This window comes from Paenibacillus apii, from assembly GCF_011043685.1.
In the GTDB taxonomy this organism is placed as follows: domain Bacteria; phylum Bacillota; class Bacilli; order Paenibacillales; family Paenibacillaceae; genus Paenibacillus_AQ; species Paenibacillus_AQ sabinae.
Genome location: NZ_JAAKGU010000002.1, coordinates 199,581 through 215,556 on the forward strand (window position 1 = coordinate 199,581; position 15,976 = coordinate 215,556).

The following is a 15,976-nucleotide window of genomic DNA, read 5'->3' on the forward strand; positions in this document are numbered from 1 at the left end:
CAGATGAATCGCGCCTTCGAAAGGAACACATTTTTTGTCGTCGGAAAAACGTTATACGCCCGCCAGCAGCGTCTCTTCGCCGGTATGCTCGTCCGTATAATGCACGGTGAAGGTTCTTGCCGCAAGGTCGGCGCGCAGTACGGCCCGAAGCGGACCGTTCGTCCAGATCAATTCTAACTTAGAGGCCTCGCCTGTGTCCATTACGGTCAGGTCGCCGTCAAAAGCGCGATAGCTGTTGCGGAACTTCATTAGCGCGAACAGCCGTTTCAGCACGGGACGCTCCAGATTCTCTACGACTTCTTCCTTTGTATAATAATGGCGGTTGATATTGCGGCCAACCTTTGTTTGCTCCAGCAGCTCGATATCGTTCTTGCCGGCCAGCAGCCCGACGTAATACACCTGCGGAATCCCTGGCGCGAAGAACTGGATGGCGCGGGCCAGCACATAGGCATCGTCATCGTCGCCAAGAGCCGAATAGTAGGTGCAGTTGAGCTGGTAGATATCCAGATTGTTGTAAGCCACCGTATTGTAGACCCGCTTCACATTGGCGCCCTGCGAGAACAGATTGTTCTTCGTTTCCTCGATTTCCTCGGGTGTCATCAGATCGGCGGCGTCGACCACGCCAATGCCGTCATGCGTGTCCAGCGTGGTGAACTGCTTGCGCGGGCAAATGTTCAGCCAGTGCTTCAGCCGTTCGGCTTTTCCGCTGTAGAGCGCATGGAGCACAAGCATCGGCAGCGCGAAGTCATAGACCCAGTAGCCCTTATCCGCCAGCTTCAGCTGAATGCTGTAATGCTCGTGAATCTCGGGGAGAAGCTCGGTTCCGTACGGCTCCAGTATGGCTTTCACTTCATCAAGCATTTCCCACGTGTCCGGTTCGATGAAGAAGCAGCTCGTGCCCGCCTTTTTGGTAGCGTATGCAAAAGCATCCAGGCGGATAATCGAAGCGCCCCGCTCGGCCAATCCCTGAAGTTGTTCCCTCACGAACTGTTTCGTCGTTTCCGTATACAGATTAAGGTCGATCTGCTCCTCGTCGAACGTGCACCAGATTTTCTCGGCCGTTCCGTCCGCGAAGGTTACATCAATATAAGGCGCGCGCGGCTTGCGCTTGTAGATCGCGTCCACATCTTCCTGCGTAGGCTCGCCGCCCGGCCAGAAGTCCTTGTAACGGATGAACAGGTCGCGGTAGGGAGAGGAATCCTTGTTCTGCTGAAAATCCTCGAAATACGCAGAGCTGCGCGAGATATGGTTGATCATGAAGTCGTACATCAAATAGAAACCGTTTGCAATCTTGGCGACGTCATCCCAGTTTCCAAACTCGGGATCGACCTCCTCGTAAGTAAGCGGAGCGAATCCCCGGTCGGCGGAGGAGGGGTAAAAAGGCAAAATGTGAACGCCTCCAACAATATCCTTGAAATGGGCGGAGAGCAGTTCGGCGGTCTCGTGCAGGTTCTTGCCTAGGCTGTCGGCATACGTAATCAGCATAATTTCGTTTTTGATGGTCAATTCAATCGGCTCCTGTTCAATTGGAATGGTGGGCAGATCGCAAGACTAATGAAGACACTTTCAGTATAAGAGCCGTATATTGCATATGTCAACCGGTTAGCATACCCTGATTTCAGGGTTGCTCCAAAATATTTTTCGCGCCTTCTCTCTACAAATATGTAAAATTACAGACTTTCTTCCGACAATAGAAGGAAGGGAGAGTTGAGCCTAGAATCTATATATTGTCGAAATTTACCGAAAAATTTTCGCAGCTGGATGCAGGCATTTCGAAGCGGGGTGAGGATATGGGATCAGGAATGGTATATACAACAAAGCAGGGAATCTGGCGGTTATTACTGCTTGTTCTGTTCTTGATGGGCCTCTGCCCGACAATGGCCGAAGGAGCGGCGGAAGCTCCCCAGCAGAATGTACTGATCCTGCACTCCTATCATAAAGGATTCTCTTGGACGGATGACCAGAACAACGGCATTGAAGAGCGGCTGAAGAGCTCGAAGATTCCTCCCGTCATTTATACGGAATACCTGGACTGGAAAAGGTATCCGAGCGAGGAAAATCTGCAGCGCTTTTACGAATTGATCAAGGGCAAATACGCAAAATTACATATCGACGCTATTATAACGACAGATGACCGCGCGTTCGATTTTGCAGCCAAGAACCGAAAAGAGCTGTTAAGCGACGCGCCCATTATTTTCAGCGGCATCAATGAGATCGGCTATGATCAAATCAAGGACCAGAAGAACATCAGTGGCGTAATCGAAAATATCGACCCTTCCGAAACGATAAGAATGGCGCTTTACATTAATCCCTCCATCCGAAATGTCTATCTTGTATACGATAACTCGGAGAGCGGCTTGTCTACGGCCCAATTAGTCATAAAGAAACTGAATTCGATGAACCTTGGCTTGAAGCTCCACAGCATGAACCAAATGTCAGAAGAAGAAATCAACCGGACCGTATTGTCGCTTTCTTCCGATAGCATCCTGCTGGCGACAACCTTTTATAGCGATGTTACCGGCAAAGTTACCGAGCTTGACCGGTTTTCGAGTGAACTTTCGGCCATCAGTACAGTACCGCTTTACTATATGTATGAATACGGACTCAATCACGGCGCATTCGGCGGAAACCTGCTCAGCGGGAAGCTCCTGGGGGAGAAAGCCGCGAATGTGGCGCTGCGTGTCCTGGGCGGAGAAAATCCGGACACCATTCCCGTCTCTTTTGCCGGCACGAGTCGCAATGTGTTTGATTACAACCAATTGGAGCACTTCCATATTGAAGTGAAGGACCTCCCGCCGGGCAGCGAGGTGATTAACAAGCCGTTCTCTTTTTACGAGACTTATCGGGGCCTTGTGCTTATCCTTATCGCGGTGTTCTCCGTATTGATTGTATTCATCGCTATTCTGCTGTTCCATGCCGGGGTGGTTAGAAGAATCCGCAAACAGCTGATGGAGAGTAACGAGAGATTTTCCTTGGCGGCGTTCGGCGCCGACGCGGTCATCTGGGACCTGGATATGACGACGATGATCTATTACTTCTCGGACCGGTGGTACGAGCTTCTGGGCTATGAAATCGGGGAGATTGACGAGCATTATATCGGCTGGAGTAACATTATTCATCCCGACGACCTCGAGCAGGAGGAACGGCAGCGGAAGGATCACCTGTCCGGAAAGACGGTCTATTATTACAGCGAATACCGGATACGCGCCAAGTCCGGGGAGTACAAGTGGTTCCAGGCCAGAGGCAAGGTGCAGCGGAACGAGGAGGGCGGCTACGTCCGGTTCGCCGGCTCGATGACGGATATTACGGACCGCAAAGGGTATGAGAGCAAGCTGCAGATGAGCTATCAGGAGCTGGAATCGACGTACGAGGAGCTGACCGCCCTTCAGGATGAACTGCTGGAGCAGTACAACAAGGTGGTCGAGAACCAGACGCTGCTTCAGGCGAGCGAGGAAAAATACCGGGTGCTTGCCTTCAATGACGAGCTCAGCGGATTGCCGAACCGGTTGTCACTTACGGAAGAGCTGAAGTCGTTCATCGAGGAGAATGAGAGCGGACAAGCCGCATTGTTCTTCATGGACATCGACAACTTCAAATATATTAACGACACGATGGGCCATACATTCGGCGATCTGCTCCTTAAGCAGGCCGGTGAGCGGCTGCTCGCGCTGTCCGCCGGCAACAGCAGGCGCTACCGTTTCGGCGGAGACGAATTTGTCATTCTGCTCAAGGACACGGAGCAGCCGGAGCAGACGGTTTTTTACGCCGAAGCGCTGATTCAGAGCTTCAAAGAGCCGTTTCAGCTGGGCGACAGCACCGTGCATGTCTCCATCAGCGTCGGAATCGCCCAGTACCCGTGTGATGGCAGGACCGCCGAAGCACTGCTCAAGAACGCCGATATTGCCATGTACCGGGCCAAGCAGGCGGGTAAAGGGACGTACATGCTGTATGGACAGAATATGCAGCAGTATTTTGACGAACGGGTGATCATCGAGAAGCATCTGCGGGAGGCCATCGATAACAACGAGCTGTCTTTGCAGTACCAGCCCAAGGTGACTCTTCCCAACGGAGAACTGTGGGGGTTCGAGGCGCTGATTCGCTGGAACAGCCCGGTTCTGGGCTTTGTCTCCCCTTTGTCTTTCATTGGGATTGCGGAGGATTGCCGCCTGATTATCCCGATAGGGGAATGGGTGCTGCGCAAGGCTTGTCTTTTTCTTGCCGGACTTCATCGTCAGGGGCTGGGACCGTATCATATTTCGGTCAATATATCGGTCATCCAGCTGCTGATGGACGATTTCGCGGAAACCGTGCTGAAGATTTTACGCGAAACGGGGCTGAACCCCAGGTACCTGGAGCTGGAGATAACCGAGTCCATCATTATGGAGTCTTTTGAAGAGATCAGCATCAAGCTGGAGTATTTGAAGCAGCAGGGCATCGGCATTGCTTTGGACGATTTCGGGACAGGGTATTCTTCCCTCAGCTATCTGAAGCAGCTGCCGATAACGACGCTGAAGATCGACAAATCGTTTATCGACGGCCTTCCGGGTGAAGGAAGCAGTATGCCGCTGGCCGGCTCCATCGTCGCGATCGGTCACGATATGGGACTTATTGTTACGGCGGAAGGCGTCGAGACGAAGGAACAGCTCGAATTCCTAAGACGGGTCAACTGCGACAAGGTACAGGGCTACTATATCAGCCGTCCGATTGCAGAGGGCCAGGTACAGGCTTGGACCCGCCAATATGCCCGCCAAATGATCAATGTTGAAAAGTGTTGAAAAAATGCCTAATAATCCGTCGATTTATGCCCGTTCTTTAACGGATAAAACTGGTAAATGACAACCTTCGATACTATAATTAAACTGAAATTCAACCCATTCGCGGAAGGAAAGTGGACATGGTAAAGAAGCTATTGGCAAGCGGATTGATCTTTATGCTGGCTCTTTTTATGGTTGCTGGCGCGGTCTTCGCATCGCCGGGGGCCGACAGTCTCACCCAAGATCAACAGACTGCACTCTCAATTATTGAGAAGGCCAACCAAGAAATTGATGAAAAGATTGAAAAAGCTGTCGCAGAAGCCGATAAACTACAAGAGGATTACTTGAAAGATATTCAGGTGATCAAACAGCTTCAGGCCGCGGCCGAGCTGAATCCGGACACTGCGCAAATCTCGGCTGATGTTGCGGATGTAAAGACTGCTTCCGATAATTTGGTTCAACAGTTGTTCACCCCAGAAGGAGCGGATTCGGAGGCTGCACAGGATCAAATTGCCGAATTTAACGCTAACGCAACTTCGGAAGGCACTTTGATCGCTGAACGCACCAAAATTTATACCAGTGCACTGGACAAGCTGGTTACGGATTTGTATAACGAAACCTTGCAAATTGCCGACACAGCGATCGCTCAAGCGGCCGAACTTGGCGTAATTGCCGAACGTTTCTGGAAGCTTGTGAAGATTGCGGATCGCGAGGTTTGGATCGATCCTATCGTTGTATCGTTATAAGGGAGGACTGAAAATTATGAAGGGCCTGAACTTGGGAAGTGAAGGAGACAGCATCGCACAAGAACATGAAGGTTCCTCTAAATATTTCCTATTGGCTAAAGGTGACGGCTCTGAAGTAATTTTGCAGACGATTAAACAAGATAAGCAGTTCTATGTTTATCCCGGCGAAGAAGCCGATACGATGGAGTTCTTCTACATACTCGAAGGCCAGTGCAGCTACAAGGGCGACAAGGGGAATATCGTTCTGGGCCAAGGAGATTATTTTTACACCCATTATTTGCAGGAGACGGTGTATTTCAGCACTCTGACAGATGTGAAGCTGCTGTGGCATACAACAAAACCGGCTTTTCATCTCATCAGCCATCGAATCAGGAAGCTTGAAAATATCATTAAACGGGTAGAAGAAAAGGATAACTATACATTCAAGCACAGCGGCCGGGTACAGAAGTACTGCCTGATGATTGCCAGAATGCTTAAAATCCCTAAGGATAAGCTGGAAGATTTATATTTTGCGGCTGCATTTCACGATATTGGCAAGATTCATACCCCCGAAGAAATTCTGAACAAGCCGGGGCGCTTGACGGCAGAGGAATTTGAGATTGTGAAGCGTCATTGTTATGACGGCTATGTCATGGTTAAGGATTTATATTACAACAATATTAGTGATATCATTCTACAGCATCATGAGCGCCTGGACGGCTCCGGTTATCCCTACGGGATTAAGGAAGATGAGATTCTGTTTGAAGCCAAAATTATCGGCGTTGCCGATACCTTCGATGCGATGACCTCCGACCGGCCATACCGCAAGGGGCTTCCGGCGGAAGTCGCGATGGACGAGCTCAAACGGCTTTCGGGCATCCATTATGACGCCGAATTGGTCCGGTTGTTTGAACAGGTGTTAATTGCCGACGGGATACTGAAGCCCGAAGAGAAAAGACCTTCCTTATGAGGCCTTATAAGGAGGGTCTTTATTTCATCTCTATCGCATACTCGGTAAACGCCTGCGGCTGCCCTCCGACTTATTCTTCCCGCTCCATAATCCCCTCCAGCTTCTTCCGGTCCAGCAGCGTGACCGTGTTTCCTTTGAACGCAATCCAGCCATTGTCGCGCAGCAGCCCCATTTCCCGGGACAGCGAAGGACGCGCAGCATTCAGATGCTCAGCCCATTCCTTGCGGCTGAAGGGCAGCCGGAGGGTATCCGTCCCCTGCTGGTCCGCTTGTTGCAGCAAATCATGCACAACCCGGCGGCGCAGCGAACCAGCCGACAGGATTTCAAGCTTGCGGTTAACCATGACGAGGCGTTCAGACAGATTTTCCATATATCTGGACAGCATGTCGGTATCGGCGGCGAACAGGCGCAGCAGCTCCTGCTTGCCGATGAACATGACGGTGCTGCGCCCCGCTGAAATAATGGTGGCCGGATACACGTTCTCCCGCCGGAACAGCACCGCCTCCCCGAAGGTCTGCCCCCTCCCCAGCCTGGCAATGGTTATGCCGCCTCCGCCCTGATGGATTTTGTGAACTTCTACCACTCCTGAGAGCACAATCCCCAGCCGGTCGGCGGTCTCGCCTTCGCTGATAATCATTTCCGACTTGCTGCAATCCCGGACGGTGTAGCGCATCGTCTCCAGCATGGCGTCAAGCTCCTCGATGCTCTTCCCCCGAAAAAATAGACAGGTCTGCAGCACAGCTGGCTCCGGCTTCATGAAATTCCTCCAATTTTTAAAATAATTTTAGATAAACGGTAACATCCGTTACCGATTGTTCGACGTCAGTCTACTACAATCGGTAGTAACTAGTAAAGACACAGACGGCAGACGAATGACATGAATATTAAGGAGAGATGATTCAATGAGCAGTATGTTTTGTTTTCAGTGCCAGGAGGCGGCCAAAGGAACGGGCTGCACGATTCAGGGAGTCTGCGGCAAGACAAGTGATGTCGCCAATCTGCAGGACCTTCTGCTCTACACGGTAAAGGGCATCTCCATTTATGCGGCAAAGGGCCGCGAACTCGGAGTGACTGACATTGCTTCAGAGCATTTCATCATCAAGAGCCTGTTCGCAACGATCACCAACGCCAACTTCGACCGCGACGGATTTATTGCGAGAGTCAGAGAAGGGATCGTCATTCGTGACGGCTGGAAAAAACGGCTGGCCGGCTCGCTTGCAGATGTGTCGCTCGGAGGCCATGATGCCGCGCAATGGACGCTAGGCACGGACGAAGAGCTGGAAGCCAAGGCAGCGGCAGTCGGCGTGCTTGCAACCGAGAACGAAGACGTTCGCTCCCTGCGCGAGCTGCTTACCTACGGCCTGAAGGGCATGGCCGCCTATCTGGAGCATGCCGCGGTGCTCGGCTATCATGAAGCCGGCGCGCAGGCTTTCCTTGAGCGCGGACTTGCCGCTACGCTGAACGATGAGCTGACCGCGGACGAGCTGGTTGCTCTTGTTATGGAATGCGGTAAGTACGGCGTTGACGTGATGGCGCTGCTGGACCGTGCCAACACGGAGACGTACGGCAACCCGGAAATTACGAAAGTGAACATCGGCGTCGGCGACCGACCGGGCATTCTGATCAGCGGCCACGACCTGAAGGATATGGAAGAGCTGCTCAAGCAGACGGAGGGAACGGGCGTCGACGTGTACACGCACAGCGAAATGCTGCCAGCCCACTACTACCCGGCTTTCAAAAAATACAGCCATTTTGTCGGCAATTACGGCAACGCATGGTGGAAACAAAATGAGGAATTCGCCAGCTTCAACGGTCCGATTCTGATGACGACCAACTGCGTGGTGCCGCCGAAGGACAGCTATAAGGACCGTCTGTACACGACAGGCAACACGGGCTATCCCGGCATCAAGCATATCGGGGAAGGCAAAGACGGCGCTCCGAAAGACTTCTCCGCCATCATCGAGCAGGCTAAGACCTGCGCGGCTCCGGTCGAAATCGAGAGCGGGGAGATTGTCGGCGGCTTTGCCCATGCAGCTGTGATGGGAGTGGCCGACAAGGTGGTCGACGCGGTGAAGACCGGCGCGATCAAGCGCTTCTTCGTCATGGCCGGCTGCGACGGACGGATGAAGAGCCGGAATTACTATACCGATTTTGCTCAGGCTCTGCCTGGCGATACGGTGATCCTGACAGCGGGCTGCGCTAAGTACAAGTACAACAAGCTCGATCTTGGCGACATCGGCGGCATTCCGCGCGTACTGGATGCGGGCCAGTGCAACGACTCCTACTCGCTGGCCGTAATCGCGCTGAAGCTGAAGGAAGTATTCGGCCTGGAAGACATCAACGACCTGCCGATTTCGTACAATATTGCGTGGTATGAGCAAAAAGCGGTCATCGTGCTGCTGGCGCTGCTCTATCTGGGCGTCAAAAACATTCACCTCGGCCCGACGCTTCCGGCCTTCCTGTCCCCGAATGTGGCGAAGGTGCTGGTCGACACGTTCGGCATCGGCGGCATCACAACCGTGGACGAAGATGTGGAGCGTTTCCTGTCGGTGGTGTAATCGAACCGTCAAGGTTAGAAAAGAGCGGACCTCAAGTCCAAACATAAACAGGAGCAGGCCAGCCGAAATTCCGGCTGGCCTGCTCCTGTTTTAGGACCTATAAATGATTTTATTCTTCACCCGAAGAACCGTTCCATCACAATATAATCTTTGCCGCCTTTTGTAAACGTGCTTGCTGTTGGGATTAATCCAAACCTTTCATAGAACGAAACTTTTCCGCTCCTGGCATTGCAGTAAATCCGTTTCACGCCGGCCTGCTCTGCTTCCCCGAGGATATGGAACAATAATCGGCTCCCGTACCCCTGATTCTGATGCGAGGTTAACGTCGCAAACTTGCGGAACTGCGCTTCGGGTCCATGTACAAAAAGAGAGACGGCTGAAATCAGCGCTTCCCCTTCAAAAAGCCCGAAGTGAGTCCCCTCATCATCGTCTTTAAGCTTTACATAATCGAGATCCTTTTCCGGCCACATGACTTCATGGCGCAGCCACCAGGCTTGCTCTTTGTGAATGATCTTAATATCCAAAATATGGTATCCTCTCCAGGATTAATGGCTTAATGCATTAAAGATATTGGCTTCGCCCGAGCCGAACAGGGGATCTTGCCCTGGCTTTCCTAAATCGCTGGCCGTCTGCTTGATGAGCGCTTGCACCTGGGCCGGTGTATATTCCGGATGCGCGGCCTTGATGACGCCCGCAATGCCCGCAACCTTCGGTGCTGCCATCGAAGTGCCGTGCAGCAGCGCATAGCCCCTCAGATTCGAGGTGAAGTAGGGCTCAAGGTAGGTTGGCCATGTGCTGAGCGTGCGGTAATGGAAGTCCCGCTCGTCGAGATTTCGGCTGGCATCGTAGACAGGACCGTTATCCCCGCCGGGAGCCGCGACGTCGATCGTGCTGCCGTAGTTGGAATAGAATGCGATCTTGTCCGAGGACCACTTGTTCGACGAAGATACATTGATGACGCCCGGCAGTGTGCCCGGCACTTCTTTCACAGCGCTTTTGAAGGTCAGGCCAAGGTAGCCGTACGTTTGGTTCATATAGTCGACGACAGCATTCGAGTCATTCAGATTCAGCGACTCGTTGCCAGCGGCCGCGACGACCGTAACGTTGCGGCCTACGGCATACTGCAGCGCGCGCTTCCAGAGGAGGAAATCCGCCACATCGTTGTATTTGACGCCGTCATAGGTGTATCTGGCAATGCCGTCGTACCCCCCGATCGACATGTTGATGACGTCGACCTTGTCCTTGGCCGCCTGGACGACGGCTGCGGCGATCCATGAGGTCGGGGCGCCGCCCTCTGCCGCGAATACACGGTACGACCGGATGCCGAGGCCGGGACCTACGCCTTTGACCTTGCCGTCCGCCGCTATGGAGCCGGCCACATGCGTGCCGTGGCCTTCGCGGTCCCTGATGTCGCTTGGATCGCCTGTTTCACTGGCGTCGACACCTGCCGGGACAAAGTTCACGCCCCCGAGGAAGTTGGCCTTCAGGTCGGGGTGGTTGGCGTCGATTCCCGTATCGATGACGCCTACAATCGCCTTGTGCTTAACCGTTCCATCCGAATTAACTGTGCCGCCCGTTTCCAGCTTGTAGGAGGCTCCGTTATTCGTAATCCGCTGGATATCCCATTGATAGGGCCAATACGTATCGGCATCCTGCGGAATATCGGTCACCGGCTGGCCGTCGGCCGCCACGGTATCTTCATCAAGCTTGTACTCCAATTCGGGATTAGCCGCTAGTATGCCGGAAACCCCGCTCAGATTCGAAAGAAAGTCCGCTCTTTCGGATTCTGCTTCGAGTCCGCCCAATTCCGGGAGGGCGCGAAGGACTTTGCCGCCCGCTTTCGTTATTAATGTTTCGTAGTTTGCCGGAAGTGAAGATTGAAACGCGATCACATACTTTTGCTTCTGACTCACCTGACTCTGGCTGGCCGGCTTGGCATACCCGGACCCGGCTAACAGGCTGGTGGCAATCAGCATAGAACCTACGACAGCGGCGACCTTTGTTCTCAAATTCTGTTCCTCCCCGAAATGGTATAAACCGGACAATAGCCGATTTTGACTTGTAGTATATCAGCTTTGGAGTAAATAACTTGTCCTAATTTGTCGATGGGAAAAGGGAATTTGTATCGGATTTCCAATAACGAATACTTTGAACAAAGTCGCTTAAATTGTGCAGCAGGCGAAGTATAAGCCCGGGCAGTTCGCTGTTGCCTGTCCGCTACTCCGGCAGCCGATACACCGCAAACGGTTCGCTGTGGATAAAAGGTTGACTAATAACGTCAAGCTTCTCCTGCGTCTCGCTGCTCAGGGCAAGGGAGACGCTCTTCAGGCTCTCTTCGAGCTGCTCCGGCCGGGTAGCGCCGACAATGACGGTGGACACCGCCGGACGGCTCATGAGCCAGGCGAGGGACAGGGCGGCGGGCGTTGTCTGAAGCTCAGCCGCGAGCGCCGCCGTCTCCCGCCCCAGGGCGATCCGTTCGCCACTAAGGAACCGGGCGAAGTTCGGATCGGTGTCGGCTCTTGAGCCTGCGGGGGCTTCATTTCCCTCGCCATATTTGCCGGTCAGGATGCCGCCGGCCAGCGGGAAATACGGGATGATGCCGACGCCCTGGTCCAGGCTGAGCGGAACGAGCTCCCGCTCCGGCGTGCGGTCGGCCAGCGAATAGCTGCACTGGAGCGATACATAACGCTCATAGCCTGCCCGTTCGCTGATGCCGAGCGCCTTCATCAGTTCCCAGGCGGCATAATTTGAGGCGCCGATATAGCGCACCTTGCCGGAAGATACCATATCGTCCAGCGTGCGCAGCGTTTCCTCCAGCGGCGTATAGGGATCGAAGGTGTGAATCTGGTACAGGTCGACATAGTCGGTCTTCAGACGCCGGAGGCTGTCCTCCAGCTCCTGCATGAGATGAAATCTGGACGAACCGCTGCCACCGGGGCCGGGTCTTCGTACCAGCCCGGCTTTGGTCGCGAGCACGGCTTCATGCCTTCTCCCCGCGAGCGCTTCCCCGATAATCCGCTCCGATTCTGTTCCGGCGTATATATTGGCGGTGTCGATGAAGTTGATCCCGTTATCCAGCGCGGTATGCAGCACCGCCGCGGAAGCAGCCTGGTCCGCCCGTTTGCCGAAGGCGTTGGTTCCAAGTCCCAGCTGCGATACTTGCAGCCCGCTTCCTCCAAGCCGTTGATATTTCATACCCCAATCTCTCCCTTTGTTCACATATGAATTCGGTCTATTCCCGCCTCCGGCTTAAGGTCTCCTTCTTCGCCTTCCGCAAACATCTTCAGCGCCGTGTCGATAAAGAGCCTGACCGCAATCGAGCATCTGTCGGCCGAGTGCACTGCAAGGCGGATGTCCCGGTATGCCGGAGGCTCGAGCTCCCGGATGGTTACGCCGTCCGGCGGGGACAGCAGGGACAGCTGGGCCATAACGGCAGAGGCCAAACCCTCCCGCACCATATTGAGGGCGGTGTGATAGCTGTTGATCACGTATTTCACGTTCAGATTCACTCCCGTTCTCTGGAACAACTCGACGACGGGAGGCTCGTAGCCCGATTTGCAGATCAGCATCGATTCCCTCTCGAAATCCCGTACCTTGACGACAGACTTCTTCGCAAGCGGATGCCCGGCAGGAAGAACCGCGTACAGCTTCTCGCGGAATAAAGGAAACGAATCGAATTCGTCGGTGGGCGGTATCAATATACCAACATCGATCACTCCGGTCTCCAGCCATTCCTTTACTTCGGCAATCGTGCCCTCATGGAGACGGAACTCAAGCTGGGGATATTGCCGGTTAATGGCGCCGATAATTTTCGGAATGAAATAGGACGAGGCCGCGGGAAAAGCGCCGATGGTAATCAAGCCTTTTTCGAGCCCTTTTTCGGCTGCGATTTCCTGCTCCACCTTGCCGAATCCCTTGAGAATGTCACGAAAGGCAACGAGAATCCGCTTGCCTACCTCCGTCAGCGCAATGCCGCGCCGGTCCCGCACCAGCAGCTGCACATCCAGCTCGGCTTCAAGCGTAGAAATCGCCCGGCTGACCGCAGGCTGGGTCATGTTCATTTCCTGTCCGGCCCGTGTGAAACTGCCGCTTTCCGCAATTTTGACGAACAGCTCAATCTGCACCTTGTTCATAACGAATTTGATATGCTCCTTATGATAAAAATTCATTATATTTATGCTTGAAAGTATTGTATCATCAGGAAAGGTTTAAAAACAAGGGAGAGTACCATATGACACGGCAAAAATCGGGTGTTCTATTATTAGCTTTTCTCGTCCTCGTCTGGGGCATTAATTGGCCTTTATCCAAAATCGCGCTGGCTTACGCGCCGCCGCTGCTATTCTCGGGTATCCGTACCGTAATTGGGGGTGTGCTGCTGATCCTGATCGCGCTGCCCAAAGCCCGGCTGCTCCGGTTTAAGACACTGTGGCCGGTATATTTGGGCTCGGCCCTGTTAAGCATAGCGCTGTATTACGGCGTACAAACGATCGGGCTGCAGTACGTGCCGGCGGGACTGTTCTCGGCGATCGTATTTCTTCAGCCGGTACTGCTCGGGATTTTTTCCTGGTTGTGGCTTGGGGAAGAGATGCATGGGCAAAAAATAGGGGGGCTCGTGCTCGGTTTTCTGGGCGTGGCTTGCTTGAGCGCGGGCGGCCTGACCGGCAGCATTTCGCTTCTTGGTATCCTTCTCGCGCTGGCTACCGCCTTGTGCTGGGCACTTGGGACGGTGTATATGAAACGAAATGCGGTGCGGGTTGATATGCTGTGGATGACGGCCATGCAGATCACACTCGGGGGGCTGATCCTGCTTGCGGCCGGCAGCGCGGCCGAGCCGTGGAAAGCCATCAGATGGAGCACCGATTTTGTCGCCGTCACGCTGTTCATTTCCATATTTGTAATTGCGCTCGGCTGGCTCGTGTATTTCAAGCTGATTCACGAAGGGGAGGCCGGAAAGGTTGCTTCTTATACTTTTCTGGTCCCGCTCGTTTCCATCGGTTCCAGCGTCCTCTTCCTAAATGAGAAGATAACGATTAATCTGGTGATAGGCCTGATTCTGGTCGTAATCAGCATTATACTGGTCAATGTCCGGTTCCGGCGCAGCCCGGCGTCTGCAGTGGCAGAAATCAGAGCCTTGGAGGAGGGGAACTATGATTTTTAAAATGAACGAACAGACAGCCCGCGACAATTACAAGCTGCTGATCGGCAGCGTGGTCCCGAGACCCATTGCGTTTGTCACCTCGGTGAGTGCGGAAGGGGTCGTCAATGCGGCTCCATTCAGCTATTTTAACATTGTGAACAATGATCCGCCGATGCTCATGTTCTCCTGCGGGCGGCATGCGGACGGCACGCTGAAGGATACGGCGCGCAATATTCTGGCGAATCAGGAGTTTGTCATTCATGTCACGGACGAGGATAATATTGAGGCGATCAATCATACGTCCATCAGTGCACCCGCTCATATTAGCGAGCTTACGCTTGCGGGACTGACGGCTGTTCCCGGTACTACGGTGGCTGTACCGCGGGTGCAGGAAAGTCCGGTTGCGATGGAATGCCGCCTTGCACAGATTGTGGAGCTGGGAAAATTTGATGTTATTATCGGCGAGGTGCTGAGCTTCTATGTGCGGGACGACCTTGTTCAAAACGGCCGGATCGACATCGGCAAGCTGAAGCCTATCAGCCGCCTGGCGGGATCGTCATACAGCGCGATTGGACGGATCTTCGATCTGGAGCGGCCGGTCTACGAGGAGAAATGAGAACGGAGAAGTATAGATGTTACAAAAAAAGGGACGCTCCCAAGCTTAAAGCTTGTGGGAGAGTCCCTTTTTGACGAAGCGCACGGCCCGGCTCGCATGAGCCCGGGCCCGCTGCGGAGCGGCGGAGCAGACCGCGTAGTCGGCCCGCTCGACTTCATCCAGCAGCCGGTTCAGGTGCGAGAAGACGGCGCCGAGGTCGCGGATGGTGGTCAGCGGGCAGCTGCCCTGAAGCTCGGCGAAGCTGGCGAGCTGAAGCTGGCGGGCGCGGCGCAGGGCATCAGGCAGCGAACCGTCGCATTCCGTGTTCGACAAAGTCTTGGCTCCGAAGATGGCAATGCAGTCCGATGTTGCAGTCAAAGTCTGCTTCATCCAGTCGGCGGCGGCGTAATGCGGCGGCAGCAGACGCAGCTCGGTTGCGATTTCTTTCACATACCCGTGCATCGTTTGTAAATGGGTGATCGATTGCTTCATGACGGACAAATTGTTCCGGCAGGGAATATGCGACAGGGTAAAAAGCATTTCGTTTTGTTTCTGGGCGCTGTCCTTCAGCAGCTCTCCGGCCCGTTTCAGCGCTTCCCCCTGACCTTTCTCATCCCGTCCCGGCGTAAGTCCGCTCAATCCGTCGGCGAGCAGCAGAGTGCCGGCAAATGCCGTGTTCTTCACGTTAACAAAGCCTTTAGGCGGCACGATAATGATATTGAAGAGCAGAGCGAAAGCCACGCCAATCAGCGTATCCGTAGCTCGGAATACGACATAATGATCCTGAAAGAAGGTCAGCGCCAGCACCGAAGTGACGCCTACTTGCGTAATGGCCTGAAAGTTAATCCGGCAGGCGGTCGCCACGCCGAGGCCGATCAGCAGGATCAGCAGGATGGACAGCGGCCCGACATCGAAAAAGTGCCCGATCATCAGACTGACGCTTCCGCCGAGCACAATGCCAAGCAACCGGTACAGCCCCTTCTCGAGCGAAGCCTTCACAGTGCCCTGGGTAATCAGAATCGCCGCCAGCGGCGCGAAGTACGAGAACTCGTTGCCGTACATGGCGTGAACAACCATCCAGGACAGCGAGGCTGCGAGTGTAACCCGTATCATATAAAGTGAAAAACCAAACTTTTCAAGGCGCTCCTGCAGCCCCTCGTCCATGTGTTGTCATCTCTTTTCGAAAAAATTTTAGAAAAAATATAAGGTTTTCAGTTATTTTCATTATAGCACCTTG

Annotated in this window: 13 protein-coding genes; 6 read left to right on the forward strand and 7 right to left on the reverse strand. The window is 53.8% G+C overall.

The features are described from left to right. Nucleotides 1–51: 51 nt before the first annotated feature. Nucleotides 52–1,506 carry a sucrose phosphorylase gene (gtfA, locus tag G5B47_RS06865; RefSeq protein WP_165095985.1) on the reverse strand — a complete coding sequence of 485 codons (1,455 nt, stop codon included), beginning with the start codon at nucleotides 1,504–1,506 and terminating at the stop codon, nucleotides 52–54. Between the two features lie 296 nt (nucleotides 1,507–1,802). Here gtfA and G5B47_RS06870 point away from each other — a divergent pair, with 296 nt between their 5' ends. From G5B47_RS06870 to G5B47_RS06880, 3 genes are all read left to right on the forward strand, one after another. Continuing rightward, a complete protein-coding gene (locus G5B47_RS06870; RefSeq protein ID WP_165095988.1) occupies nucleotides 1,803–4,775 on the forward strand; it encodes an ABC transporter substrate binding protein in 2,973 nt (990 codons plus the stop codon). Between the two features lie 119 nt (nucleotides 4,776–4,894). Then, complete coding sequence (locus G5B47_RS06875; RefSeq protein WP_165095992.1) at nucleotides 4,895–5,500, forward strand: hypothetical protein; 606 nt, start codon at nucleotides 4,895–4,897, stop codon at nucleotides 5,498–5,500. Nucleotides 5,501–5,516: 16 nt separating this feature from the next. After that, a complete protein-coding gene (locus G5B47_RS06880; protein ID WP_165095994.1) occupies nucleotides 5,517–6,449 on the forward strand; it encodes an HD-GYP domain-containing protein in 933 nt (310 codons plus the stop codon). A gap of 70 nt (nucleotides 6,450–6,519) precedes the next feature. On the opposite strand, the gene G5B47_RS06885 is transcribed toward G5B47_RS06880, so the two are convergent. Beyond that, the gene (locus G5B47_RS06885) at nucleotides 6,520–7,206 is read right to left on the reverse strand and encodes a Crp/Fnr family transcriptional regulator (RefSeq protein WP_165095997.1); all 687 of its coding nucleotides are present in this window, start codon (nucleotides 7,204–7,206) and stop codon (nucleotides 6,520–6,522) included. A 145-nt stretch (nucleotides 7,207–7,351) separates the two neighbouring features. On the opposite strand from G5B47_RS06885, the gene hcp reads away from it, so the two are divergent. Beyond that, nucleotides 7,352–9,007: a hydroxylamine reductase gene (hcp, locus tag G5B47_RS06890; protein WP_165096000.1), complete on the forward strand. Its 1,656-nt coding sequence runs from the start codon at nucleotides 7,352–7,354 to the stop codon at nucleotides 9,005–9,007. A gap of 116 nt (nucleotides 9,008–9,123) precedes the next feature. Here the strand turns inward: hcp and G5B47_RS06895 are convergent, their stop codons facing one another. The 4 genes from G5B47_RS06895 to G5B47_RS06910 form a co-directional block, all read right to left on the reverse strand. Further along, nucleotides 9,124–9,531, reverse strand: a complete 408-nt coding sequence (locus G5B47_RS06895) for a GNAT family N-acetyltransferase (protein WP_235957108.1) — start codon at nucleotides 9,529–9,531, stop codon at nucleotides 9,124–9,126. Between the two features lie 21 nt (nucleotides 9,532–9,552). Next, nucleotides 9,553–11,016 carry a S8 family serine peptidase gene (locus tag G5B47_RS06900; protein ID WP_165096002.1) on the reverse strand — a complete coding sequence of 488 codons (1,464 nt, stop codon included), beginning with the start codon at nucleotides 11,014–11,016 and terminating at the stop codon, nucleotides 9,553–9,555. Between the two features lie 208 nt (nucleotides 11,017–11,224). Next, the gene (locus G5B47_RS06905; RefSeq protein WP_165096004.1) at nucleotides 11,225–12,202 is read right to left on the reverse strand and encodes an aldo/keto reductase; all 978 of its coding nucleotides are present in this window, start codon (nucleotides 12,200–12,202) and stop codon (nucleotides 11,225–11,227) included. Between the two features lie 20 nt (nucleotides 12,203–12,222). Then, a complete protein-coding gene (locus G5B47_RS06910; RefSeq protein WP_165096650.1) occupies nucleotides 12,223–13,140 on the reverse strand; it encodes a LysR family transcriptional regulator in 918 nt (305 codons plus the stop codon). A gap of 98 nt (nucleotides 13,141–13,238) precedes the next feature. Here G5B47_RS06910 and G5B47_RS06915 point away from each other — a divergent pair, with 98 nt between their 5' ends. Together G5B47_RS06915 and G5B47_RS06920 are read left to right on the forward strand one after the other, a co-directional pair. Continuing rightward, the gene (locus tag G5B47_RS06915; protein WP_165096006.1) at nucleotides 13,239–14,165 is read left to right on the forward strand and encodes a DMT family transporter; all 927 of its coding nucleotides are present in this window, start codon (nucleotides 13,239–13,241) and stop codon (nucleotides 14,163–14,165) included. Further along, complete coding sequence (locus tag G5B47_RS06920) at nucleotides 14,155–14,760, forward strand: flavin reductase family protein (protein WP_165096008.1); 606 nt, start codon at nucleotides 14,155–14,157, stop codon at nucleotides 14,758–14,760. The genes G5B47_RS06915 and G5B47_RS06920 overlap by 11 nt, the downstream gene beginning before the upstream one ends. A gap of 45 nt (nucleotides 14,761–14,805) precedes the next feature. Here G5B47_RS06920 and G5B47_RS06925 read toward each other — a convergent pair whose 3' ends face one another. After that, complete coding sequence (locus G5B47_RS06925) at nucleotides 14,806–15,903, reverse strand: FUSC family protein (protein ID WP_165096010.1); 1,098 nt, start codon at nucleotides 15,901–15,903, stop codon at nucleotides 14,806–14,808. Between the last annotated feature and the right edge of the window lie 73 nt (nucleotides 15,904–15,976).

Coding starts and splice junctions, on each gene's coding strand:
- G5B47_RS06870 (WP_165095988.1), top strand. CDS start 1,803: ATGGTATATACAACAAAGCAGGGAATCTGGCGGTTATTACTGCTTGTT.
- G5B47_RS06875 (WP_165095992.1), top strand. CDS start 4,895: ATGGTAAAGAAGCTATTGGCAAGCGGATTGATCTTTATGCTGGCTCTT.
- G5B47_RS06880 (WP_165095994.1), top strand. CDS start 5,517: ATGAAGGGCCTGAACTTGGGAAGTGAAGGAGACAGCATCGCACAAGAA.
- G5B47_RS06885 (WP_165095997.1), bottom strand. CDS start 7,206: ATGAAGCCGGAGCCAGCTGTGCTGCAGACCTGTCTATTTTTTCGGGGG.
- hcp (WP_165096000.1), top strand. CDS start 7,352: ATGAGCAGTATGTTTTGTTTTCAGTGCCAGGAGGCGGCCAAAGGAACG.
- G5B47_RS06905 (WP_165096004.1), bottom strand. CDS start 12,202: ATGAAATATCAACGGCTTGGAGGAAGCGGGCTGCAAGTATCGCAGCTG.
- G5B47_RS06910 (WP_165096650.1), bottom strand. CDS start 13,140: ATGAACAAGGTGCAGATTGAGCTGTTCGTCAAAATTGCGGAAAGCGGC.
- G5B47_RS06915 (WP_165096006.1), top strand. CDS start 13,239: ATGACACGGCAAAAATCGGGTGTTCTATTATTAGCTTTTCTCGTCCTC.
- G5B47_RS06920 (WP_165096008.1), top strand. CDS start 14,155: ATGATTTTTAAAATGAACGAACAGACAGCCCGCGACAATTACAAGCTG.
- G5B47_RS06925 (WP_165096010.1), bottom strand. CDS start 15,903: ATGGACGAGGGGCTGCAGGAGCGCCTTGAAAAGTTTGGTTTTTCACTT.